This window comes from Streptomyces sp. ATCC 21386, from assembly GCF_018728545.1.
Taxonomy (GTDB): domain Bacteria; phylum Actinomycetota; class Actinomycetes; order Streptomycetales; family Streptomycetaceae; genus Streptomyces.
In genome coordinates this window covers 87,522-109,205 of sequence record NZ_JAAVVL010000001.1, presented here as the reverse complement: position 1 = coordinate 109,205, position 21,684 = coordinate 87,522, and the positions used below count along the sequence as shown (strand labels likewise).

Sequence of the window (21,684 nt, the reverse complement as noted above, 5' to 3'; positions counted from 1 at the left end):
CGCCTCACTACGATCAGCGGCCATGGACTGGCTGGAGCGTGTCGCGAAGCTGAGGCAGTGGACCAGGAACGGGACGCGCGCTCCGCACAAGCCGCTGCTGCTTCTGCACGCCCTCGGCCGGTTCCAGCAGGACCCCGACGGCGAACTTCGGTACAGCGCGGTCGAGGAGGATCTCCAACGTCTGCTGATCGAGTACGGCCCGCCCCACAGGACCTCACCCGCCTACCCGTTCCACCACCTGGTCAGTGACGGCGTCTGGGAGGTCCGTACGGATCGCGGCCCCGGCAGTCCCGGGAGCGGGGTGCGCGACCTCCGGGAGACGGGCGCCACCGGTCGGCTCTCGGCGGAATTCGGCGCCGCGTTGCGCAGCGAGCCGGAACTGCTGCCGCGCGTCACGCGGTTGCTGCTGGATCGGCACTTCCCGCCCTCCGTCCACGGGGAGTTGTGCGAAGCCGTCGGCCTGGAACTGGACCCGGCGGAGGCCGTCCCCCTCTCGACCGTGCGCAAGCAGCGGGACCGGCGCATGCGCGAACTGGTACTCACGGCCTACGAGTACCGGTGCGCCTTCTGCGGCTACGACGGCAGGCTCGGCCCGGTCCCGGTGGGGCTGGAGGCCGCCCATGTGCGCTGGTGGGCGCTGGGCGGACCGGACGACGTCGACAACGGGCTGTGCCTGTGCTCGCTCCACCACAAGCTCTTCGACAAAGGCGTCCTCGGAGTCGACGGCGACCACCGCGTCCTCGTCTCCCAGCACTTCGTCGGCCACAGCCCCGCCGCCCGGGAGCAGGTCATCGCCCTGGCGGGACGGGCGCTGGTGGGCCCGCAGCCGGGCGTCCGCCCCGTGGCGGCGGACCACCTCGACTGGCACATCAGCCAGGTCTTCCGCGGCACACCGCGCCCCGCCACCGGCCCCGCCACAGCCGCCTGACGGCACTCACCGACACCGCGGCCCCGCCCTTCCCCCCGGGCCGGTGTGTGCCATGGTCAGTCGGCGGATGCCATGAAGTGCAGCATCCTGCGGTTGATCTCCTCCGCGTGGTCGATCTGCGGCCCATGGCCGGTGCTGGAGATGATCTCCGCTCGGGCACCGGGGATCAGGCGTGGCACACGCTCCGCCTGCCGCTGCGGGTGCACGAGGAGGCTTCGTTTGCCCAGCACCAGATAGAGCGGGGTCCGGATGGTGGACAGCTCCTCCTCGGACAGGGGAAGCGGTGCCGGGCGGCGTATGCGGTAGGCGCGAACCGCCGTTCGGATCATCGCGCGGAGTTCCGGTACGACGAGGACCGGCTGTTCGAGCCATGCGGCCAGCCGCGGGCGGAACGCCTTGGGCGCGAAGGTCGCGAAGAGGCTGGCGAAGATCCAGACGAAGAAGCGCAGCCCCACCTTCTCCAGGCCGCCGGGATCGAGCAACGTAACCGAGGCGAGGCGACCGGGCCTGCGATGCGCCTGGTTCAGGGCGAGCCAGCCGCCGTAGGAGGAGCCGACGAGGTGGACGCGGTCGAGCCCGAGCCCGGCGAGCGTCTCGTCCAGCCACTGCGCCGCGTGCTCGGGCTGGTGGACGGGTTCGCGCTGCGCGCTGCGGCCGGGATCACCCAGGGTGTCGATCGCGTAGACCGGCCGGTCCGCGCTGAGGGCGGGGGTGTTCGGGTACCACATGGCGGAGCAGGAGCCAGCCCCGTGCACCAGGACGACGGGGGTGCGGGCTCGGGCAGCGTGGTTCTCGGCACCGTAGCGGTAGACGTGCGTGGTGCCGAAGGACGTCTCCACGTCCTCTTCCGCGAGCGCGGGCGCCCCCAGCGCGTAGACCGCGTCGCAGGCCGCGAAGTAGCGCTCCCGCCAGGCCTCGCTCACATAGCGGCCGACGTCGGTCCGGGTTCGGGCAGCCGTCTCGGGCATGGTCACCTCCGGCGTCTCGGTTTTGTGATACGAACGTACCACGAAGTTGGTACAGCTGTATCATCAAGAGGCTCCGAGGGAGCCGTGACAGGAACGACGATCGGAGAAGCGGCCGATGCCCAAGCGCGTGGACCACGCAGAACGGCGCACCGAGATCGCCGAGGCCCTGGTCCGGGTGGCCGGCCGACGCGGACTGCATGCCGTCGGGATGCGCGATGTGGCGGCCGAGGCGGGCGTATCGCTGCGGCTGGTGCAGTACTACTTCCAGACCAAGGAAAAGCTGCTGCTCTTCGGGCTCGAGCTGCTGGCGGAGAGATTCGCGGCGCGGGTCTCCGCTCGTGTACGGGCCGCCGGGAACAGTCCGGGTCCGCGCGCGATTGTCGAGGCGCTGCTGATGGCGGCGCTGCCGACGGACGACGAGAGCCGCATCTTCCACCACCTGTACACGTCGTACGCGGTTCTGGCCGTGAACGACCCGGCGCTCGCGGCCCAGCCCTTCATCAAGAACCCCGATGCCGCCGAGGACGCCCTGGCCGACCTCCTCCGGCAGGCGCAGGAAGCGGCACTGCTCGAGCCCGGCGTGGACGCACGGTTGGAGGCGGCCGGCCTGCTCGCCATGTCCGCCGGACTCGGCACCGGCATCCTCGTCGGGCAACGCAGCCCGGAGTCCGCGACCAAGGTCCTGGATCACCACCTGAACCGCATCTTCCGCACCGGTGAGGCGGTCGTGACATGAGTGACCTGAGCCCATCAACCCTGGAGCTGCGAACCGCCCGGCTGTCGCTGCGACGCCCCACCGCGGCCGACATCGACGCGATCTTCACCGTCCACCGCGATCCGCGGACCTGTACCCACAACCCGTCCGACGCGCTCGCCCGGTTCGAGGAAGCGGAGTCGCTCTACCGGCGTTGGGACGATCAGTGGCAGCGGCACGGATACGGGTACTGGGTCGTCCGTCACCACGACTCCGCCCAGCAGCTCGGATTCTGCGGAGTCAAGCCCATGGAACTGCACGGGAATTCGGTCCTGAACCTCTTCTACCGTTTCGCCGCCTCGGCCTGGGGCCAGGGCTACGCCGGTGAAGCGGCGGCCGCGGTCGCCACCTGGGCATCCCGTCACCTGCCCGACCTCCCGCTGATCGCCCGCGTCCGACCGGCCAACGTCGCTTCTCAGCGCGTGGCGATACGTGCCGGACTCAGCCGAGCACAGCATCTCGACACCGAGGGATACGACGGCTTCGACTGGATCTACCTTGCCCGGCAAGCGAACACGGCCACCTGGCACGGGAGCCCCGCGCCCGGGTGACCGCGCCGAAGGGAGCGGAGTCCCGGGCGGTGAGCCGTGGTTCGTCGTCTTCCACCGTGGTTCGTCGTCGCCTTCCGCCGTCGCCCGTCGCCCGTCGCCTTCCGCCGTCGCCCGTCGCCTTCCGCCGTCGTCCGTCGCCTTTCGCCGTCATCCTTCGTCTTTCGGGTCGGGCGCGGGGACTGGGCCTCCACGGGGTCCGGCATGACCGAGACGTGCCACGGGACCGGCCCGACGTCACGGTTTGTGGTCTTCTCGTTCAGGTGATCTTCGTCCGGTAAGGAACTTCCCGACACCTAATATCCCTTCCCGTGACAGATAGGAAGATCCGGCGAGCAGCCGATGTGGTCGTCCTCGGTGCCGGTCCGGCCGGGCTCGTGCTCGGCAATCTCCTACAGGACAGCGGGATCGACTGCGTCCTCCTGGAGCGTGCCGAGCGCGCGCACGTCCAGACGCGGGCGCGGGCCGGGTTCCTGGCCGCGCACACCGTGCGGATCCTGGAGCGGCACGGGCTGGCCGAGGGGCTGCGTCGGGACGGACAGGACCACAGCACCTGCGAGTTCCGCACGGAGGACGGCCGGTTCCGGCTGGACTACAGCGGCCTCGGGCGCGGTGAGCGGCACACGGTCTACCCCCAACAGCGCTTGGTCACCGACCTGTTGACGCGTTTCCTGGCCTCCGGCGGACGGGTCGAGTTCACCACCGAGGCCGTCGACGTCCTCGACGCCGACACGGACCGGCCCTCGGTGACCGTGCGCGACGCGGACGGGCGGCCCGGCCGGTGGCAGGCGCGGTACGTGGCGGGGTGCGACGGACGGCACGGCGTGGCCCGCCGGTCGCTGCCGGCCGGCTCCGTACGCCGTCACCACCTGGACCACGGTGTGACCTGGCTCGGACTGCTCGCAGAGGCGCCGCCCAGTCTGGACGCCGTCGGATACGCGGTGCACGAGCGGGGTTTCGCCGGGCACATGGCACGGACCCGGGAGATCACCCGGTACTACCTGCAGTGCGAGCGCGGGACCCCGGCCGACGCCTGGTCCGAGGAACGCCTCTGGGACGAGCTGGAGCTGCGGATGCGGGCGGCGGAGTACGGCCCGCTGCACCGTGGCCCCGTGGTGCAGCGGGCCGTCGTCGACCTGGAGTCCGACGTGCTCGAACCGCTGCGGCACGGTTCGCTGTTCCTGGTGGGCGACGCCGCCGGACTCATCAGCCCGTCCGCCGCGAAGGGCGCCAACCTCGCCGTCCTGGAGGCGGAGTTCCTCGCCCGCGCCCTGATCGACGCGCTCCGGCACGGCGACTCCGAAGGGCTCGACACGTACTCCGCGCGCTGCCTGCCGTACATCTGGCGTGCGCAGGAGTTCTCGCACTGGATGATCGGACTGCTGCACGGCCCGTCCGGCAACGACGGCCACGGCACGGACGGCCACGACACCGAGAGCGACGGCGACGGCGACGGCGACGGCACGGACGGCCGCGGCATGGACGGCACGCTCTCGTTCCACAACTCCCTGCGGCGCGCCCGCCTCGCGTCGCTGCGTACCTCGCGCACCCGGCAGGACTGGTTCGCCGAGCACTACGTCGGCGTATGAGCCCCTTCCTTTCTTCTTCCCCCCGCCCACCCGAATTCCGCACCCCGAATGAGGATCCCCGTAATGATCACGACGTTGTCGGGCGACAGCGACACGTCCCGCCTGCGCGCGACGGTCGGCTTCGTCAGGGAGCAGGACACCGCCGCACTGCTCCCGCTGCTGCTGCCCGGCCTCGACGGTCCCGAGCTACGGGCACTCGCGGAGCGCTGCCGCTTCTCCCATGCCGCGCTGCTCGTCTTCCCTTCCGACGAGGCGGAGTTGCGCGCCATGCTCACCGACTGCGGGCTCGGCGCGGTCCCGCCTCCGAGGCCCAGTGTCGTCGTACGCGAGCGGCTCGCGCTGCGGCATCGGCGGCCGGTGGCCGAGCTGGACATCGGCATCGTGCGCCCCTCGGTGGTCGGGGCGGACGGGGAGCACCGGACGGTCGAGGTGTTCGCGCTGACCGTGCCGCCGGGATCAGGACTGGAGACGCTGGCCGCGCACGAGCGGGAGCGGCAGCACGAGACCCACCTCGCCTTCGACGTCACGGCGCCCGACCCGCTGGTGCTGCGCGGCCTGTGCGCGACCTTCGCGCGGTACGGGGCCACCCCGGACGGCGGCGGCTACAACCCCCACGAGAACGGCACCGTCTTCTACTTCGACGCGCCCGCCGAAGCCAAGGCCGGGTACCGGCGCGTGGAGCTGTACGTCCGCGGCGACCACCGCGACGTGCTCGCCGACCACCTCTCCAAGCACCGCGCACGACAGCCGGCCGAAACGCTCCTGCGCCTGCTGACCGGGGCGTGGACCACCCAGGCGCTGACCGTCTTCGCGCAGCTCGGGGTGGCCGACGCGATGGACGGCGAGCGGGGAACCGACGTGACGGAGCTGGCGCGGGAGGTCGGCGCGCGGCCGGAGAACCTGGCGACGCTGCTGCGCTACCTGGTGATGCTGGGCGTGGTGGCGGAGGGCCGCGACGGCTTCCGGCTCACCGGGCCGGGCGCGCTGCTGCGGGCGGACGCCCCGGGGTCGATGCGGGCGCTGGCGCTGATGTACGGCGGCCCGTTCTACCGGTCCTTCGCCGGGCTCGGGCACACCGTGCGCACCGGAGAGGTCGCCTTCGAGCACCTCTTCGGCGAGAACCACTTCGACCACTTCGCCCGCGACCCCGAACTGGCGGAACTCTTCGACCGGTCCATGGCCGCCGGCTCCGCCATGTTCGACCCGCTGCCCGCGCATCCGGTGCTCACCGCCGCGGCCGAGTCGCCGGGCGGGGGCACGGTGGTCGATGTGGCGGGCGGCATCGGGGAGTTGCTGGGCCGTGTGCTCGCCGCGCACCCCCGTCTGAAGGGGGTCCTGCTGGAGCGTCCGCACGCCGTCGAGGCCGCCCGCCGCCGACTCGCGGAGGCGGGGCACGGCACGCGGTGCGCCTTCGTGGCCGGAGACTTCGCGGACGTGCCCGCGGGTGGTGACGTCTACGTCCTTTCGCGCGTGCTGCACGACTGGGACGACGAGCGCTGCCGCGAGATCCTGCGCCACTGCGCCCGCGCGATGCCCGACCACGCCGCTCTCCTCGTCGTCGAGCGCGTCCTGCCCTCCGACGGTTCGGCCTCGCTGGCCACCGCCTGGGATCTGCACATGATGTGCAACGTCGGCGGGCGCGAACGGCGCGCCGACCACTACGGCCGGCTGTTCGCCGACGCGGGCCTCGCCCTGGTGGACCGAAGCCCGCTGCCCCTGGACGGGAACGTGCTCCACGCCCGAGTGCGGTGATCTCGCGAAGGCGTTCGACAACAACGTCTTCGTCGTCGAGGACCCGCCGCCCCACGGCCGCTCACCGGGCCGCCGCCACCGCGGCGGCCGGTGTCCCCAGGAACGCGGCGAGCCGGTCGAGAGCCGCCGGAAGCGCCCAGTAGTACACCCAGGTGCCGCGCCGCTCGCAGTCGATGAGACCGGCCTGGCGCAGGAGCTTGAGGTGGTGGGAGATCGTCGGCTGCGAGAGGTCGAAGGCCGGGGTCAGCTCGCAGACGCAGACTTCGCCGGACTCCCCGCGTGCGGCGATCAGCGACAGCAGACGCAGCCGGACCGGGTCCCCCAGGGCCTTGAAGACCCTGGACAGCTCCGCCGCGCGCTCGTCGTCCAGCGGTGCGGTGGTCACGGGCGGGCAGCAGGCGGCGTCCTGCCCGATGACCTCAAGCTCTTGTTTCGACATGCCTCTATGTTGACGTTTTTCGATACAAGGCGCAAGCTTGCATCAACGGACTTCAATACAGCCAGTTCCGGGCCATGCCTGGCCCCGCATCCGAGGAGCGAGATGATGAGCGACATGACGAAGGGAACGACGAGCGAGTCCAGCGAGCTGCGGGAGAGCGTCCGCAGGCGCTACGCCGCCGCGGCCGTGAGTGTCACGGAGGGCGGCGCCGCGTGTTGCGGGCCCGAGCCGGTCGAGGTCGACGAGAACTTCGGCTCCGCCCTCTACGCCGCCGACGAGAAGGACACGTTGCCCGCCGAGGCCGTCGCCGCCTCCCTGGGTTGCGGCAACCCCATCGCCGTGGCCGAGCTGCGTGCCGGGGAGCGGGTGCTGGACCTCGGTTCCGGCGGCGGCATCGACGTCCTGCTCTCCGCCCGCCGTGTCGGCCCCACCGGCAGGGCGTACGGCCTGGACATGACCGAGGAGATGCTCGCCCTCGCCGACGCCAACGCGCGGAAGGCGGGCGCCACGAACGTGGAGTTCCTCAAGGGCACGATCGAGGCGGTCCCGCTGCCCGCGCACAGCGTCGACGTCGTCATCTCCAACTGCGTCATCAACCTGTCCGTGGACAAGCCCGCCGTCTTCGCCGAGACCTTCCGCGTCCTGCGGCCGGGCGGCCGGATCGGCGTCACGGACGTCGTCGCCGAGGACGCCCTGACGCCGGCGCAGCGGGCCGAGCGCGGGGACTACGTCGGCTGTGTCGCCGGCGCGCTGTCGTTCGCCGAGTACCGCGCGGGTCTGGAGGCGGCCGGGTTCACCGGGGTGGAGATCACCCCGACCCACCTCGTCGCCGACGGCATGCACTCCGCCGTCGTCCGCGCCACGAAGCCCGCCGAAGGCGGCACGGGGAGCACGGCGGCGACGGCCGAAGGCGGCACGGGGAGCACGGCGGCGACGGCCGAAGGCGGCACGGGGACCACCGCGGCGACGGCCGACACGTGCTGCGGGGTGACCGCCTGCTGCACGCCGGGCGAACGGTCCGCCTCCCCCACGACGACGGTGGCGGAGGCGAAGTCGGCGGCGGGGTGCGCCTGCCGAACCTGAGCCTCCGCAGTGCGGCCGGTCGGCCGTCCGGTGCGGCTCAGGGCTCCCGGCGGAGTGCTCGGAAGCTCTCCAGGGCCTCCAACAGGGCGCGGACGTCGTCGCGTGGTGTGCCGGGCTGGACGTGGGACAGGACGTCGGCCACCCGCACCGGGTCCGGTCCGGCCAGCGCCCCGGTCACCGCCGTCAGGGCGTCGGGCCCGAGGGAGGTGTGGGTCTGGAGGCCGTTCGCCGTGCACAGCGTCCCGTCGTCCCCGTCCGGGGCCCACAGGACGCGCGCGCCGGGCACGGTCCGCAGGCGGTCGGCGTCGGCGAGGGGACGCGGCGCGGCGGCGGCCGGTGCGGGCGCGAAGCCCCCGCAGGTCCAGTGGCGCTGGGAGACGGTGGTGACGCGGGGGCCCGTCCGCTCGGGCCGGGCGAAGGCGGCGAGCGCCCGCACCGCACCGCCGAGCGCCTCGGGGAGCACGGGGGACAGCAGGCCGTCCGGGCCGGGGCCCGGTGCGCCGACCTCGGCCTCGGGGACGTGGAGCAGGGTGTCCAGGCTGCCGCGGCCGGTGAGCCGGGCCGGGTCGAGGTCGGCGATCAGGGCCTCCACCTCGTAACCGGCGTGGTGCTCGTCGCGGGGCACACCGACGTTGACGCTGGTCGCGGGGGACGACGTGGCGCTCTCGCCGACGTGGTAGTAGTCGGCGGGCCAGTACAGCAGGTCGCCGGGTCCCACGTCGGCGGAGAAGGACCCGGGCAGGTAACCGGTGTAGTCGACCTTGGTGGAGACGGCCTCGTCCCACGGCCTGCGGGGCCAGAACCGCATGCGCTTGCGGCCGCGGAGCCCGAACATGAAGGTGGCGAAGCGGTCCTTGTGGACGCCGACGGGGCTGTGCTCGTAGGTGCCGTGGAACAGGGTCGTGATGGCGCCGGTCACCGGCAGGCCGACCGCTTCCCACAGGCCGGCGTAGAAGGCGCGTTCACGCGACCACAGGGCGGCGTCGAACGCGTGGAAGTCGTTGACGACGAGGGCGTACCGGGAGCCGTCGAGACGGGCGGCCAGGCGGGTGTCGTATCCGTCGAAGCCCCCGTCGTCGGCGGTCGGCAGCAGGCCGTCGGCCAGGTCGCGCTGGACCCGCTCGACCGTCAACTGCGCGTGGGGCGGCACCCGTTCCTCCGGTCCCGGGCACGAGCCGGCGTGCACAGCCGCCCGGAACACCTCCGACACCTCGAAGGGGGCGGGCGACAGACCACGGAACAGCACGGGCGACCGGTCCCAGTACCGCTCGACGAAGGTGGTCCAGTCGAACTCCGTCTCCACGGTCACCGCCACCGCCACCGCCTCCGAGGTGCTCATGCGCCGCTCTCCCGTCCGTCCACGTCCGTGTGCACGTCCGTGTCCACGTCCTTGTGCACGTCCGTGTCCACGTCCTTGTGCACGTCGACGTCCACGCCGCGCAGCGTGTACAGCTTCTCCAGCAGGGCCACGACGGCCTCGTCGTGGCCGGGGCCCGCCACGGCGCACAGGTCGCGGACCGTGGGGGTGTCGCCCTGCCGCAGGCGGTCCAGGACGCGTTCGCCGAGGGTGCCGCGCAGCGAGAAGGCGTGGCCGTCGACCGCCCAGAGCCATGCCTGCCCGTCGTCGAGGGGCATCCGGACGACGGCGGACGCCGGCCGCAGGCGGTCGTCCGGGGAGAGGCGTAGGGGTGGCCGCGCGTCCGGGGCGGGTTCCAGACCGGCGGCGCTGACCCTGCGCGCCCACACGGCGCTCAGCAGCCGGCCGAGCCGTGGCGTCGCCGTCACCTCGCGCACCAGCTCCGCCGTACCCGCCAGTTCGGGCACGTCGGGCGGGGTCGGGCCGTCGGGCGGGTACGGCAGATAGGGGACGCGCTCCTGGCCGCGCCGCGCCTGCACCAGGCCGGCCACGACGCCCGTGACCTCCGCCGTCGCCAGTCGGGGATCGCGGGGCACCAGGAGCCGCAGGGCCATGGTGCGCGGACCGAAGCTCAGGGTGTGCGGCCGGTCGGCCGGCCAGTGGAGCAGGTCGCCCGCTTCGGCGTCGAGGGCGGACCCCGAGTCCCGGGGCGTGGCCGTCACGCTGCCGCGCAGCACCCAGACCAGGGCGGAGTGCGGGGAGCCCTGGCTCTCCACGATGTTCTCGCCGAGGAGGAGCTCGGCGACGACGGGCAGGACGGGAAAGCCGACCCGCTCCCACAGGGGCGCGACCAGGGAGCGCACCCCCGCCCACAACGGCGGGTCGAGCATGAGTCCCTGCTCCACCACGAGCAGCCGGCCGCCTCCCGCCATCCGCTGGTCGAGGCGCTCGGCGTACCGCTCGGCGGTCGTGTCCCCCGGCCCGGGCAGCAGGTCACCGGGGGCCCGGATCCGGCCGTCCTCGACGTGGAAGCGGACATCGGGCAGGGCCTGGAAACGGGTCCCGGCGCGGAAGGGTCGCGCGGCCTCGACCATCGTCGTGTAGGCGCGGTCGGCGTCGACGGTGAGCGGGCCGCCCGGAGCCGGCACCACCACCGGTGTCCGCTCCCAGTGGCGGGCGGCGAAGAGGTCCCACGCGGTCCCGGTCACCCGGTGTGCGGCTGGTACCGGCGGTGCAGCCGGCCGGCGTACCGGGCGAGCGGCTCCATCCTCAGACGGCGACGACGTTCGTCCACCCGCTCGGGCTGTTCGATGGGGCACGGCTCCAGCTTCCCTTCCCGCATGCGGAACTTGGTCCCGTACAGCTGCGGCCGGCCTTCCCGGACCCGCAGCGCGTCGGTCACGTACGCCACCTGACGCCAGGGCAGATCCCCGTCGCGGGCGGCCTGTTCGATGAGCCCGAGGCACTCGTACTGGAAGTCCGCCGGCCCCTCGGCGTGCTGGAGGAGCCGGCAGGCCGCGGCAGCCGCCGCCGGGCCGACGAGGGCCCTGCCCGGCCAGCCGTGCCGTCGCACGACGTCCTCCAGCCAGCGGACGGCCGCTGCGGTCAGGGCCCGCAGTCGCTCCCCGGTCTCCTCGTCGCCGAAGCGGGAGTCGGTCCAGCGGGCCCGCAGTGCCGCGTCCACCCGGTCGATCGCCAGCAGGCGCCGCCGCACGTCGAGTGCGGGGGCGGGCCGCGCCCGCCGCTGCGAACGGATCCTCGTCGTGTCGCGGTCCCAGCTGTAGACGATCCGGCGCCCCGCCTGCGGCCAGTCGAAGGCGACCTCGCCGGTGTGCCGGTCGGTGAGCCGGACGTGCACGCCGTCCCCGTGGAGGTCACCGGGCCCGACGGCGCCGTACACGTACTCCACGGCGTCCCGCAGGGCCACGCCGAGGCCGGCCAGGTCGCGGCCGCGGTCGTCGCGGACGGTGGCCGACGGCGGCCAGTCCGGGTGCGGGGCGCCCGGTACCGGTGTGGGGGCCGGCCCGGTGCGCAGCAGCGGACCGCCCTCCACGGAACGGAAGAAGTAGGGGGCGTCCAGCACGTCGAGCTGAGCCGTCTCCTCCGGGCCGAAGACGGTGTCGGAGGGACCCGGTGTCGTCGTGGTGAGGCGGTCGGCGAGCACCTCGGTGTAGGCGGCCGTCGGCTTCAGCAGGACACGGACGTGCCGCTCACGTCCGGCGCGGACCAGGAAGGACCGGATGACGTCGTGGTGACGGGACATGAGGGTCCAGGCGTCGAACATCCCGCGCAGGAACTCCGGGAGGTAGGGCCCGTATCCGGTACGCCCCAGGGTGTCCGCGACGACCGTGCGGGTCCGGCCGCGCGCGCAGGGCCGGCTTCTGCGCACCAACCGCAGGCCGCCGTCGGGGAGTTCGGTGAAGTGGGCGACCGGTCCGTCCAGGGTGCACCAGCGCGGCTGGTCCTCCAGCCCCGGGTGGTGGTGGTCGCCGGCTTCGGTGTCGGCGACGAGTCCGGTGTCGTGGAGGCGTGGCAGCGGCGCGAGGAAGATCTCCAGGTCGACCGGGTAGAGGAGGGGTTCCGGCAGGTCGGGGCGCGTCCCGGCGAGGATGTTGCCCTCGGCCAGGTCGGTGATGCCGAAGCGGAACGCGGCGGCGGCGAGGGAGCCCGCCCGGTGCCAGAGCAGTTCGGCGCGGCGCCGGCCGAGCCGGGTCCCGTCGAGCCGTCTTCCGGGCGCCGAGCGGATCGGGCCCCACTGCGGGGGCGGCTCGATCCACTCCTGCCAGGTGTAGTCCCGGCGGTCGGGGCCGCTGCCCGCCGTGCAGCGCAGGACGGGCAGGACGACCGGTCCCGTGACGGGCGGCAGGGAGTTGAGGAGGGCGAACACGGAGTCCTCGGGGGCGAGGAAGAGCAGTTCTCCGTCCGCCGGGCGGGGCTTGTACGCGACGACGCCACCGCCGCCCAGGCTCACGCGCAGGATCCTGCCGCGACCGTTGTGGGTCTCTCCGCCCTGGGCCTCGATGCCCGTCAGGGGCGGACGCAGCGCGGGCCGGTCGAACCAGGGCCCGGTGACGTCCCGGCTCACCCGCTCCAGGAACCGGTCCAGGAACGTCGTCCAGTGGGTGTGCTGTTCGTCGGCCGCGTAGGGGACGCCGGCGGCACAGGCGGTGAACGCCTCGGCCACGAGCGGTCCGAAGAGGGCCCCGTCGGTCACGTCGAGCAGACCGGGGGCGAGCAGGGCGCCGTACTGGGAAGTGGCGTGCCCGCACCAGGCGTCGAGGGCGTCCAACACCTGCACGACGGGGGCGAATCGAGGGGAGGCGAGGGCCGCCGCAAGGACGTCCGCGTCGCCGTCGCCGGCCAGGAAGCGCTCGTGCACGAGCAGACCGTCGTCGGCGAGCCGCAGCACCGGAGGGAACAACCGGCCCGCCGTGCCCGCCCTCACCGCCGCCACGACCTTCCGGGCGGCGGCCGAGCCGAGCGGAACCGTGGGCCGCGAACCGGCGGCCGAGCCGTGCGGGCTCGTGAGCCGCGAACCGGCGGCCGAGCCGAGCGGACCAGCGAGCCGCGAACCGGCGGCCGGTGCCGCGTCCGACATGGCCGGTGCCGCGTCCCACAGCACGTCGATCACGGTTGGTGTGCCTCCCCCTGAACGGTGCCGCCCGCCGGTCGCTCGGGCGGCACCTGTGCGATGGCCGGTGATGTGGTTCGGCCGTGGCTTCCGTCAGAGGCAGTACCAGCGGACACACGTGCTGGCCGCCGCCTTCGTGCGCTGCGGGATGTCCTGCTCCAGTTCGCCGATGACGAGGTCGAGCTCCTCCTCGGCGGACGTACCGGCCTCGATGGTGGTCCGGACGTCGGCGGTCACGGTGTAGGTCATGGTGATCCTCCTGGATCGACGAGTGGTGATCGGAAGAGGGCGGAGCGCCACGGCCGGGCTAGTACCCGACCGTGTTCGGGTGCGGCAGCACTCAGACGAAGACGGCCTTGATGTCACCGCCGAAGTACCCGCTGCCGGCCCGGGCCCACGAGATGTTGGGAGCGCTGACGATGTTGCCGCCGATCGTGGTGCAGCCACCCGCGCTGCATGCCGTGCCGACGACGTAGTAGCGGCCGCTGTCGCAGCTGACCCCGACGCTCTTGCCGTCCGAGGTGCGATACGTGCTGCACACGATGTCGGCCCGGTCCGGCTGGGCCACCGCCGGAGTCGCCAGGCCGATCGCGGCCGCCGAAGCGGCGGCGCACAGGGCGGCCACCACACGTGCCCGAGTCTTCATGCCGATGCTGCCCTTCACTGAAAGTGAGGGAGAAGCCCGGTCTCGACGGTGATGATCACCCCCGTCTCGTCCGGTCGCACGGCCATGACAGCCGGTTCCCCCTCCGAACACCGCAGCGGTCGGTCGAGCCGCTGCTTCAGCACATCGTGCGGGGCGAGCCATGCCCGCCGCCATGTTTTCGATGCTCGTCGAAAACATGGGTTCCCTTCCGGCCAAGTGGCCGGGAAGCCGCCAGCACGGGGCCCGGGTCAGAAAGGCCCTCGGCGGGGGTGCGTCCGGTGGAGGACGTGGTGGGCCGCCTCGCGCAGGGCGGTCACGGTCGGTTCGTCGCGGTGGTCGGGCAGCCAGGCGAGTTCGGCCGTCGACACGCCCAGCTCGGGGCAGTGGACGTAGGTGACGCCGGTGCGCGGATAGAGGTGGCGGGCGGCGGAGGGCAGGAAGGCGATCGCCTGTTTCTGGGTGACGGCGAAGACCATGGCCTCGGTGTCCCTGATGACGGGGCCGTAGCGGACGGGCGTGCCGTCGGGGCGTGGGTTGACGGTGAGGTGGTCCCACCAGGCGCGGGGCACTTCCGGGGGCATGTCGACCACGGTGCGGTCGGCGAGGTCGGCCAGGGTGACGGTCTCCCGGCCCGCGAGGGGGTCGTCGGCGGGCAGACAGACCACCCGGGTCTCGGTGGCCAGACGCAGGGACTGGACCCCGCCGGGCAGGGGGCCGCGCAGGAACGCGGCGTCGACCTCCCCGGCGAGCAGGGCCCCGAACATGTCGACGAAGGTCAGGTTGCGGACCTCGATCTCCAGGTCGGGGTGGAGCTCGCGGAGGTGGGCGAGGACGGCATGCGCGTGGGGCATGGCCGCTTCCGCGCCGAGGCTGCCGATCAGCAGACGCCCGCGCGCCGATCCCGCGTGGCAGTCCGCTGTCCGTCGTAATCGGGCCATCGCGTCGACCACCGCCCGTGCCTCCTCGACGAGGGCCTGGCCGGCCGGCGTGAGCCGCGTGCCCCGCCCGCCGCGCGCGACGAGGGTGACACCGAGCCGCTGTTCCAGCGACCTGATCTGCTGGCTGAACGCGGGCTGGGTGACGTAGACGCGCGCCGCGGCCCGTCCGAAGTGGAGTTCCTCGGCGAGAACGAGGAGGAGCCGGAGCTGGTGCAGGCTCGGTTCTCGTGCTCCACCAGTGCCGTGACCAGGGCTCATGGAGAAAAGGTTATCGACGCGAATCCGATCCTCTTCTCATTCTCGACTTCTCCGTACCGATCATCTGCGTCACGATCACAGGAGTTGTTCCCGGGACACGAGCGGCGAGGAGCCATGTGCTTCGCATCCACTTCGGCTGGCGCGACCTGGAGAACGTACGTCTGCTTCAACAGCCTGATCCCCTCTGGGAATTGATGTGTGCCGTCTGTCGTCTACAGACGGACGAGGGGCCGTTGGAGTTCGGGCACTGGCGTCAGCGGTCCACCCACCTGCTGTCGCGGGACGCCCGCGCCGACACCGCCCTGCGCACGCTGCGCACCCTCATTCCGGCCACCGGGTACATCCCCGACTTCCTGACGCCTCCGGTCAGCGGTGAGCACCTGGACGCGGCGCTCGACAAGGTCCGCGCCACTCCCCGGGAACGGCTGGTGGCCGAACTCACCCGGCTCGCCTCGTCGCGGCCGGTGCCGGGATGGGTGCGAGGCCCGCACGAACGGCACACCTCCACCCTGCTGCTGACCGCGGACGCCCTGCGGGACTCCTTCCGGGTGCTGCTGGAACCGTACTGGCGGCAGGTGCGCACGGCGGTGGGCGACGACGTCGCCGTCCGTGCCAGGGCCGCGCTCGGCGGAGGCACCGGGGCTCTCCTCGCGGGGCTGCACCCGTTCGCCCGGTGGAATCCTCCGTATCTGGACGTCGACTATCCCGTCGAGCGGGAACTGCGCCTGGAGGGACGCGGACTGACGCTCGTGCCGTCGTACTTCTGCTGGCGCAGGCCCACCGCGCTCGCCGACCCCAACCTCGACCCGGTCCTCGTCTACCCGGTCGCGAAGCAGCCGTTCGACAACGCGCTCACCGGCGAGGAAGGGCTGGAACGGCTGCTGGGCCGGACGAGGAGCGCGGTCCTCGCCGAGGTGGCCGGTCACCGCACGCGCACGACGGCCGACGTGGCCCGGACCCTCCACCTGGCACCGGCCAGTGCGAGCTACCAGATCGGGGTCCTGCGCGGGGCGGGACTGATCGTCAGCCGCCGGGCCGGCAAACGGGTCGAGCACTCGGCGACACCGCTGGCCCACGGACTGCTGTCCGGCAGCGGGTCGCCCCTGCGGAGGGAACCGACCTTCCGCTCCGGGTAGGCGTCCGTTCGGACGGCCCGTGCGGACCTCGCCCGGCCGTCGCCCATGGCGGTGGGGCGCGCTCCGGCGGTCGTCGGGGGCGGGCGTGTGGTGGAGTGACGGCATGAGCGACAGCGAGACGATCACGGTGCCCGACCTGCTGCGGGGCTATCCCGGGGTGGCGTTCGGCGGGTACGTGGCGGGGGTGCTGGCCCGGCGTGCGGAGGCCGGGTCCGTGCGGGTGGACTTCCGGCGGCCGACGCCCGTCGAGGTGCCGGTGGGGCTCGCGCGCACCGCCGACGGCGGGGCGGTGCTGACCGGTGCGGACGGGGACCTCGCCGTGGCCGTGCCCGACGACGAGGACCTCGCGGCGCTCGGCGTACCCGCACCGCCTTCCTGGGCGGAGGCGACCGCGGCGGCCGAGGCCTATCGCGCGGCACCCCCGACGGGGTCCGTGGACTGCTTCGGATGCGGGCTCGACCGTACGCCCGACACCGGGCTCCGACTGCACTGCGGAGGCGTCCCCGGGCGGGAGGTGGTGGCCACCGCCTGGACACCCGGGGCCGCGCTCGCGGACGCCGACGGGATGCTGCCGGCGGAGTTGGTGTGGGGCGCGCTGGACTGCCCGGGGAACGCGGCGGGCCGGCTGCTCGGGACCATGCGCGAGGGTGCGGTGACCGCCTCGCTCGCCGCCCGGCTGCTGCGGCCGGTGCCGATCGCCTCGCGGCTGGTGTCGTACGCGTGGGTCGTCGCGGAGGAGGGACGCAAGCACCGGGTGGGCGCCGCCCTGGCCACGGCCGAGGGCGACCTCTGCGGCTTGTCCTCGGCCCTGTGGGTGGCTCCTCGGCAGGGCTAGGCCCTGTCGTCATATTCCCGTCGTCGCCCGGAGGGCAGGCGGGAATGTGACGACAGGGCCTAACGCCGCGGCCGCCCGGCGACTTTGCGAGGGCGGCGGCCCTCGCCGTGGGCGAGGGTTTCGGCGTCGGGGTCTGCGTTGTCGTCGGCGTCGGCGTGTTCGGCGCGCAACTGGTCGCGGGTGCGCACCAGGATCCGGCCGAGCATGTTCTTGCCGTTCCCGGTCCGGCCCCGGCCCCAGTAGTGGTCGGTGGCGGTGTCCTCGACGATCTTCTCGTCACCGGTGGACAACAAGATGGCGCGGATGTCGGCGTGCGCGCGGAACTTGGCCGCCACCGCGCGGCGCATCACGTCGTCCTTGACCCGCTCCCAGTCCCGCCGCAGCGGCCTGGACGCGTCACGGCCCAACTCCGCCGCCCGCAACGGCGTACGCGCGCGCCGGACGAGATCCGCGTGGCGGGTGCCCTTGAACTTCTGCGCCTGGAAGTAGTGCTCCGAGGTCGGCCACCAGACTCCGTCGAGGTCGAAGCCGTGATCGGAGAAGTTCGAGAAGCAGCCGTAAGGGACCTCGCCGGCACCGTAGAAATAGATCGTCACGGAACCTCGCCCCACCCGATGTCGCGGAAACCCGCAGGGTGTCAGCCATGCCCCGGCCCGGCAACCGAATTGTTCCTACGCGGCGGCGCCGGGGCTCCCGTCGGAGGGCGGAGAGGTCTCGCGGTCCGAGGCCGGCCAGACGTACGGCAGATCGTCCGGCTCGTCGGGGAAGGCCGGGGCGTAGAGGTCCGGGTCCTTGCGGAGCAGCGCCGAGCGGTGGCTGCGGTGGAAGGCGTCGTCGCCGAGCCAGGGCGGGAGTTCCCCGGCGGCGGCCAGTCGTCGCTGGTCGCGGGTCCGTGCGCCGGGGCGGAACGCGGTGAAGTCGGCGACCAGGGTGGCCGCGCAGCTGTCCTGGTGACCCTGCTCGCTCCACACCTCGCAGACCTCCAGGCCGTAGCGGACCAGTGCCTCCTCGTACCCCGCCCACATGCGGACGGCCGGATGCCGGCGCCACCCGTACCCCGGCACGATGAGGCCGCGCAGGACCTGCAGCGCCTCGACCCGCTGTTTGCCGAGCCGGCGCCGGTCCAGGACCAGCGCCGAGTCCCGGAAGTCGGGATAGGGGAGGAAGGTCTGCATGCCGTCGCCCCTCACTGCGGATCGGAGACGCTTGACGCTCAGGGGGTCCTCTCGGTCTCGGCCGTCGCGCACGGCACCGGGTACCCGCCCTCGGCGTGGTGAAGACCGTGGGCCGGGTGAGGACGGTGGGCGGGGTGGAGACCGTGGGCCGAGTGAGGACCGTGGACGGGGTGAAGACCATGGGCCGGGTGGGGGGCGTGGCCGTTGGCGGAGTGTGGCGCGTGGGTCGTGATGCCTCGGCGGCGGGCCAGGTACAGGACGACGGCCGCGTAGACGACGACCAACGGGACGTCGACGGCCAGCATCAGCCCGTCCATGTCGGCGGCCGTCTCGTCCGTCGCGAGGCCCCCGGCGAGCGCGGCCATGAAACCCATGGCGAAAACGTTGTTGAGGACGTGCAGGGCGATCGCCGCTTCGAGGCCGCCCGTGCGGACGGTCAGCAGGCCCGCGACCAGGCCGAACACCACCAGGTCGACGAAGCCCCAGGGTGTCCCCCAGCCGTGCGCGGCGGCGAAGAGCACCGCCTGCGGTGCGATCGCGACCCACGGTGAGCGGAACCAGGTTCCGACCGCCTGGGAGAGCCAGCCTCGGAAGACGTACTCCTCGGCCGCCGCCTGGAACGGTACGAGCAGGCAGACGATCGCGAGGCCGAGCAGGAACGGGGGCAGCCCGGCCCAGGTCATCTCCTGACCGCCGCCCTCGGGGTCGGGCAGGAGCAGGGATATGCCCAGGATGGCGGCGGACACCGGGAGCGCGACCGCGAGACACAGCCCCAGCCAGCGCCACCGCAGGGCACCGGTCACCGACGAGACCGTGCCGATCGGGCGGCGCTGGGTCCACCGGGCGGCCAGCAGCACCACGGGGATGCACAGGGCGAGGGAGAGCAGGGCCAGGGCGGTGTCGCCGATGCCGCCCCAGAGGACGTTGCCGTCGGCGTCGCGGGGGCGGTCGAGGACCGCGCCGACGATCTCACTGCCGGCGAACACGGCGATGGCGGCGAGGACCGCGCCACAGAGCACGACGACGGTCCCCAGCAACGGACGCCACCACCCACTCGCACCGGCCGCCAAGGCCATCCGGTGGTACGGGAGGGGAGGCCCCGGGGCGACGGGAACCGGGGCCGGATACTGCGGCAGGGTGTGCGTGGCGGCGAGGTGGGAGTTGGGGTAGGGGTACGGGTGGGGATTGCCGTGCGGCGACGGGGTCCCGGGCGCGGCAGGATGCCCGAGCGCGAACGCGCCCCCGTACCCGGGCGGGCTCACCTCGCCGACGGCGCCCCCGTACGACGGCGCACTCCCACCCGCGGCCGGGCCCGCCTGCGCGGACGGGACATCGTGCATCGGCGGAGTCCCGTCCCCGGTGGGCAGTCGTCGCGGATCGTCGTTGTCGAAGGTGTGCCTCGTCGCCATACGCAGCAGCATTCCCGACGGCGGTCGGCTGCACGTCGGCCGTGGGCACGACCCCCGTCTCCAACCTGGGATAGGGACCGCCCCGTCGGCGGGCCGAAAGTATGATCGACCGCATCATGGGGCACCTACGGAACTGGCTGCTGCCCGCGGTGTTGGCGGTCGCGCAGCTGGTCGCCTGGCCGGGGCTCGCACTCGCGCACGGCGAGACGGTGGAGGCGGTGCCGCTCGCCGTCGGCCCGATCGTGACCGTGGCGGCCGCCGCCGTTCTGGGGGCACGCCTGCGCTTCCCCGTCGCCGCCGCGCTCACCGTCGAGGCCCTGCTGACCGCCGGGTTCGTCCTACCGGACCGCGCGCTGATCGCCGCCGCCGTGGCAGGCGTGGTCGCGCTGTACTCGGTGGCGGTACGGCGCCCGGCCCGCACGGCCGTCCTCGTCGCGTCCGTACTGGTCGCCTCGGGAACGGTCCGGGCCCTGCTGCTGTACGACTCCCCGGTGGACGTGGGCGGCGAGGCGCTGGCCAGTGTCGTGGTCTACGCGGGAACGGTCGGTGCCGGCCGCAGCCGTCGCCGCTGGCTCGCCGGACGGCGGGCCGCCGAACGGGAACTGGCGCGGGCCGAGGCCGTACGGGTCACCGCGGCCACGACGGAACGCCACCGGCTGGCCCGTGAGCTGCACGACGTCAGCGCGCACCACCTCACCTCCGTCGTGGTCACCGCGAACGCCGCCCGTCACGTCGGCGACCGCAACCCGCAACTGACCGCCGACGCACTGCGGTTGGCGGCGGAGGCCGGGCGCGAGACCGTGACCGCGCTGAACCGGCTCGTCACGGTGATGCGGACCTCGGCGGCCGACGAGGAGAGCCCTCTCGCGGAGCGCGTCGCCGCACTCGTGGCGGGATGCGTGCGTCTGGGCCAGCGCGTCGACGTGAGCATCGCCCCCGGCGCTGCCGACCTGACGGGACCGCCCGCCGAGGCCGCCTTCGGCATCGCCCGCGAGGCCCTCACCAACACGCTGCGCTACGCCCCCGGCGCGACGGTACGCCTGGTGATCCGCGACGACGCCGGAACACTGGACGTCCTGGTGGAGGACGACGGCACACCCCCACCACCGACCGACACAGCACAGACCGACACAGCACCGACCGACACAGCACCGACCGACACTTCACCGACCGACACGTCATCGACGGACACGTCACCCGGCGGGACACGACCGCCCCTCACCGTGGCGCCGACTCCCGTCACGGCGACGGCTCCCGCCCCGGTGGCGGCGCGCGGGCTGGGAGGCGGGCGCGGTACCGCCGGGATGCGGGATCGGGCGGCCGGGCTCGGGGGGACCCTCGTGGCGGGGCCCCGCGCGGACGCTCCGGGGTGGTCGGTGCGGGCCCGGCTGCCGCGTCCCCCGACCGGCGCGGGGATCAACTCGGTCCTGCCGCGCTGGAGTTGGACAGAGGCGACGACCGTACTGGCCCTCGCGGCGCTGCCCGTCGTCGTCGTCCTCATCGAGCGGCCCGCGGCCACCGTCACCGCCGTCCTGCCCGCCGTCCTCCACGCGCTGCCCCTGCTGTGGCGGCGCCGGGCCCCGTGGACCGTGCTTCTCCTCGTGCTGGCCACCGCCTGGATCCCGGCGGCCTGCCTCGCGCTCGGGCTGCTGCCGGCGGAGGTGGCCTGGGCGCTGACCGTGGCCGGGGTCTGCGCGGACTGTGTCGCCCTGTACGCGGTCGCGGCCTTCGCGGGACCCCCCGGCCGCACCTGGCCGGCGATCGGGCCGGTGGCCGTCGGTCTCGCGTCGACGACGGTCGCGCTGGACGCGCAGGACGGCTTCGACACGGCCGGGGCGGACGGCCTCGGGCCCTGGTTCCACGCCTTCCTCGTCATCGTCCTCACGCTGCCCCTGGCCCTGCTGGCGGCCGGCGTCTGGGGCGCGGGCGTGTTCGTCCGCAGGCGGCGCGAGCGCGTCACGCGGCGCGAGGGCAGCGCGTTGACGGCGGTGGTGTGGTCCGCCGTCGCCGAGGCGCACGAGGAGCGGCAGCGGATCGCCGCCGAGTTGCGTCAGGCCGTGCTCCACCACGCGCACGAGGTGGTGGCACACGCCGAACGCGAGGACCTCGACGGCGCCGCGCGGCAGGCCAGAGCCGGCCTCGCCGCGATGCGTGAGCTCCTGGCCGTCCTGAAGGGGACGACCGGCCCATCCCTCGGAGGGACGACCGGCCCCTGACGGCAACGTGGCGCGAGGGGCG

Annotated in this window: 19 protein-coding genes and 1 pseudogene; 9 read left to right on the top strand and 11 right to left on the bottom strand. The window is 73.3% G+C overall.

What is annotated here, in order from left to right:
- The first annotated feature begins 22 nt into the window (after nt 1-22).
- On the top strand, nt 23-928 hold the full coding sequence (locus GWK25_RS00490) for a phosphorothioated DNA-binding restriction endonuclease (protein ID WP_215447819.1): 906 nt from the start codon (nt 23-25) through the stop codon (nt 926-928).
- Nucleotides 929-984: 56 nt separating this feature from the next.
- On the opposite strand, the gene GWK25_RS00485 is transcribed toward GWK25_RS00490, so the two are convergent.
- Nucleotides 985-1,896 carry an alpha/beta fold hydrolase gene (locus GWK25_RS00485; RefSeq protein WP_215447817.1) on the bottom strand — a complete coding sequence of 304 codons (912 nt, stop codon included), beginning with the start codon at nt 1,894-1,896 and terminating at the stop codon, nt 985-987.
- A 115-nt stretch (nt 1,897-2,011) separates the two neighbouring features.
- On the opposite strand from GWK25_RS00485, the gene GWK25_RS00480 reads away from it, so the two are divergent.
- The 4 genes from GWK25_RS00480 (at nt 2,012) to GWK25_RS00465 (ending at nt 6,539) form a co-directional block, all read left to right on the top strand.
- Entirely contained in the window at nt 2,012-2,632 is a 621-nt protein-coding gene (locus GWK25_RS00480; protein ID WP_215447815.1) for a TetR/AcrR family transcriptional regulator, read from the top strand.
- A complete protein-coding gene (locus GWK25_RS00475; protein ID WP_215447813.1) occupies nt 2,629-3,201 on the top strand; it encodes a GNAT family N-acetyltransferase in 573 nt (190 codons plus the stop codon). Before GWK25_RS00480 ends, GWK25_RS00475 begins: the two co-directional genes overlap by 4 nt.
- Before the next feature lie 341 nt (nt 3,202-3,542).
- Nucleotides 3,543-4,787, top strand: coding sequence for a 4-hydroxybenzoate 3-monooxygenase (locus GWK25_RS00470; RefSeq protein WP_215457108.1), 1,245 nt, complete (start codon nt 3,543-3,545; stop codon nt 4,785-4,787).
- A 63-nt stretch (nt 4,788-4,850) separates the two neighbouring features.
- On the top strand, nt 4,851-6,539 hold the full coding sequence (locus GWK25_RS00465; RefSeq protein ID WP_215447811.1) for a methyltransferase: 1,689 nt from the start codon (nt 4,851-4,853) through the stop codon (nt 6,537-6,539).
- A 61-nt stretch (nt 6,540-6,600) separates the two neighbouring features.
- Here GWK25_RS00465 and GWK25_RS00460 read toward each other — a convergent pair whose 3' ends face one another.
- Nucleotides 6,601-6,978 carry a helix-turn-helix transcriptional regulator gene (locus GWK25_RS00460; protein ID WP_215447809.1) on the bottom strand — a complete coding sequence of 126 codons (378 nt, stop codon included), beginning with the start codon at nt 6,976-6,978 and terminating at the stop codon, nt 6,601-6,603.
- A gap of 114 nt (nt 6,979-7,092) precedes the next feature.
- On the opposite strand from GWK25_RS00460, the pseudogene arsM reads away from it, so the two are divergent.
- Nucleotides 7,093-7,851: pseudogene (gene arsM / locus GWK25_RS00455) on the top strand (arsenite methyltransferase); the annotation flags it as partial.
- Between the two features lie 247 nt (nt 7,852-8,098).
- Here arsM and GWK25_RS00450 read toward each other — a convergent pair.
- From GWK25_RS00450 to GWK25_RS00425, 6 genes are all read right to left on the bottom strand, one after another.
- Complete coding sequence (locus GWK25_RS00450; protein ID WP_215447807.1) at nt 8,099-9,400, bottom strand: JmjC domain-containing protein; 1,302 nt, start codon at nt 9,398-9,400, stop codon at nt 8,099-8,101.
- Nucleotides 9,397-10,626, bottom strand: a complete 1,230-nt coding sequence (locus GWK25_RS00445; protein ID WP_308404133.1) for a hypothetical protein — start codon at nt 10,624-10,626, stop codon at nt 9,397-9,399. Before GWK25_RS00445 ends, GWK25_RS00450 begins: the two co-directional genes overlap by 4 nt.
- Nucleotides 10,623-13,049, bottom strand: coding sequence for a DUF6624 domain-containing protein (locus GWK25_RS00440; protein WP_308404132.1), 2,427 nt, complete (start codon nt 13,047-13,049; stop codon nt 10,623-10,625). Before GWK25_RS00440 ends, GWK25_RS00445 begins: the two co-directional genes overlap by 4 nt.
- A 93-nt stretch (nt 13,050-13,142) precedes the next feature.
- Nucleotides 13,143-13,298 (bottom strand): hypothetical protein, encoded by a 156-nt coding sequence (locus GWK25_RS00435; RefSeq protein ID WP_215447805.1) that lies wholly within the window; start codon nt 13,296-13,298, stop codon nt 13,143-13,145.
- A 91-nt stretch (nt 13,299-13,389) separates the two neighbouring features.
- Complete coding sequence (locus GWK25_RS00430) at nt 13,390-13,695, bottom strand: hypothetical protein (RefSeq protein WP_251828629.1); 306 nt, start codon at nt 13,693-13,695, stop codon at nt 13,390-13,392.
- Nucleotides 13,696-13,943: 248 nt separating this feature from the next.
- Nucleotides 13,944-14,891 carry a LysR family transcriptional regulator gene (locus GWK25_RS00425; RefSeq protein ID WP_215447803.1) on the bottom strand — a complete coding sequence of 316 codons (948 nt, stop codon included), beginning with the start codon at nt 14,889-14,891 and terminating at the stop codon, nt 13,944-13,946.
- Between the two features lie 116 nt (nt 14,892-15,007).
- Here GWK25_RS00425 and GWK25_RS00420 point away from each other — a divergent pair, with 116 nt between their 5' ends.
- Nucleotides 15,008-16,027: a helix-turn-helix domain-containing protein gene (locus tag GWK25_RS00420; protein WP_308404131.1), complete on the top strand. Its 1,020-nt coding sequence runs from the start codon at nt 15,008-15,010 to the stop codon at nt 16,025-16,027.
- A 103-nt stretch (nt 16,028-16,130) separates the two neighbouring features.
- The gene (locus GWK25_RS00415; RefSeq protein ID WP_215447801.1) at nt 16,131-16,862 is read left to right on the top strand and encodes a hypothetical protein; all 732 of its coding nucleotides are present in this window, start codon (nt 16,131-16,133) and stop codon (nt 16,860-16,862) included.
- A gap of 59 nt (nt 16,863-16,921) precedes the next feature.
- On the opposite strand, the gene GWK25_RS00410 is transcribed toward GWK25_RS00415, so the two are convergent.
- From GWK25_RS00410 to GWK25_RS00400, 3 genes are all read right to left on the bottom strand, one after another.
- Nucleotides 16,922-17,458, bottom strand: coding sequence for an NADAR family protein (locus tag GWK25_RS00410; protein WP_215447799.1), 537 nt, complete (start codon nt 17,456-17,458; stop codon nt 16,922-16,924).
- Between the two features lie 75 nt (nt 17,459-17,533).
- On the bottom strand, nt 17,534-18,037 hold the full coding sequence (locus GWK25_RS00405; RefSeq protein ID WP_215447797.1) for an MSMEG_6728 family protein: 504 nt from the start codon (nt 18,035-18,037) through the stop codon (nt 17,534-17,536).
- Between the two features lie 38 nt (nt 18,038-18,075).
- Nucleotides 18,076-19,446 carry a CPBP family intramembrane glutamic endopeptidase gene (locus GWK25_RS00400; RefSeq protein WP_215447795.1) on the bottom strand — a complete coding sequence of 457 codons (1,371 nt, stop codon included), beginning with the start codon at nt 19,444-19,446 and terminating at the stop codon, nt 18,076-18,078.
- A 116-nt stretch (nt 19,447-19,562) separates the two neighbouring features.
- On the opposite strand from GWK25_RS00400, the gene GWK25_RS00395 reads away from it, so the two are divergent.
- Nucleotides 19,563-21,662: a sensor histidine kinase gene (locus GWK25_RS00395; protein WP_215447793.1), complete on the top strand. Its 2,100-nt coding sequence runs from the start codon at nt 19,563-19,565 to the stop codon at nt 21,660-21,662.
- The last annotated feature ends 22 nt before the right edge of the window (nt 21,663-21,684 follow it).

Coding starts and splice junctions, on each gene's coding strand:
- GWK25_RS00490 (WP_215447819.1), top strand. CDS start 23: ATGGACTGGCTGGAGCGTGTCGCGAAGCTGAGGCAGTGGACCAGGAAC.
- GWK25_RS00485 (WP_215447817.1), bottom strand. CDS start 1,896: ATGCCCGAGACGGCTGCCCGAACCCGGACCGACGTCGGCCGCTATGTG.
- GWK25_RS00480 (WP_215447815.1), top strand. CDS start 2,012: ATGCCCAAGCGCGTGGACCACGCAGAACGGCGCACCGAGATCGCCGAG.
- GWK25_RS00475 (WP_215447813.1), top strand. CDS start 2,629: ATGAGTGACCTGAGCCCATCAACCCTGGAGCTGCGAACCGCCCGGCTG.
- GWK25_RS00465 (WP_215447811.1), top strand. CDS start 4,851: ATGATCACGACGTTGTCGGGCGACAGCGACACGTCCCGCCTGCGCGCG.
- GWK25_RS00460 (WP_215447809.1), bottom strand. CDS start 6,978: ATGTCGAAACAAGAGCTTGAGGTCATCGGGCAGGACGCCGCCTGCTGC.
- GWK25_RS00450 (WP_215447807.1), bottom strand. CDS start 9,400: ATGAGCACCTCGGAGGCGGTGGCGGTGGCGGTGACCGTGGAGACGGAG.
- GWK25_RS00435 (WP_215447805.1), bottom strand. CDS start 13,298: ATGACCTACACCGTGACCGCCGACGTCCGGACCACCATCGAGGCCGGT.
- GWK25_RS00430 (WP_251828629.1), bottom strand. CDS start 13,695: ATGAAGACTCGGGCACGTGTGGTGGCCGCCCTGTGCGCCGCCGCTTCG.
- GWK25_RS00425 (WP_215447803.1), bottom strand. CDS start 14,891: ATGAGCCCTGGTCACGGCACTGGTGGAGCACGAGAACCGAGCCTGCAC.
- GWK25_RS00415 (WP_215447801.1), top strand. CDS start 16,131: ATGAGCGACAGCGAGACGATCACGGTGCCCGACCTGCTGCGGGGCTAT.
- GWK25_RS00405 (WP_215447797.1), bottom strand. CDS start 18,037: ATGCAGACCTTCCTCCCCTATCCCGACTTCCGGGACTCGGCGCTGGTC.
- GWK25_RS00400 (WP_215447795.1), bottom strand. CDS start 19,446: ATGGCGACGAGGCACACCTTCGACAACGACGATCCGCGACGACTGCCC.
- GWK25_RS00395 (WP_215447793.1), top strand. CDS start 19,563: ATGGGGCACCTACGGAACTGGCTGCTGCCCGCGGTGTTGGCGGTCGCG.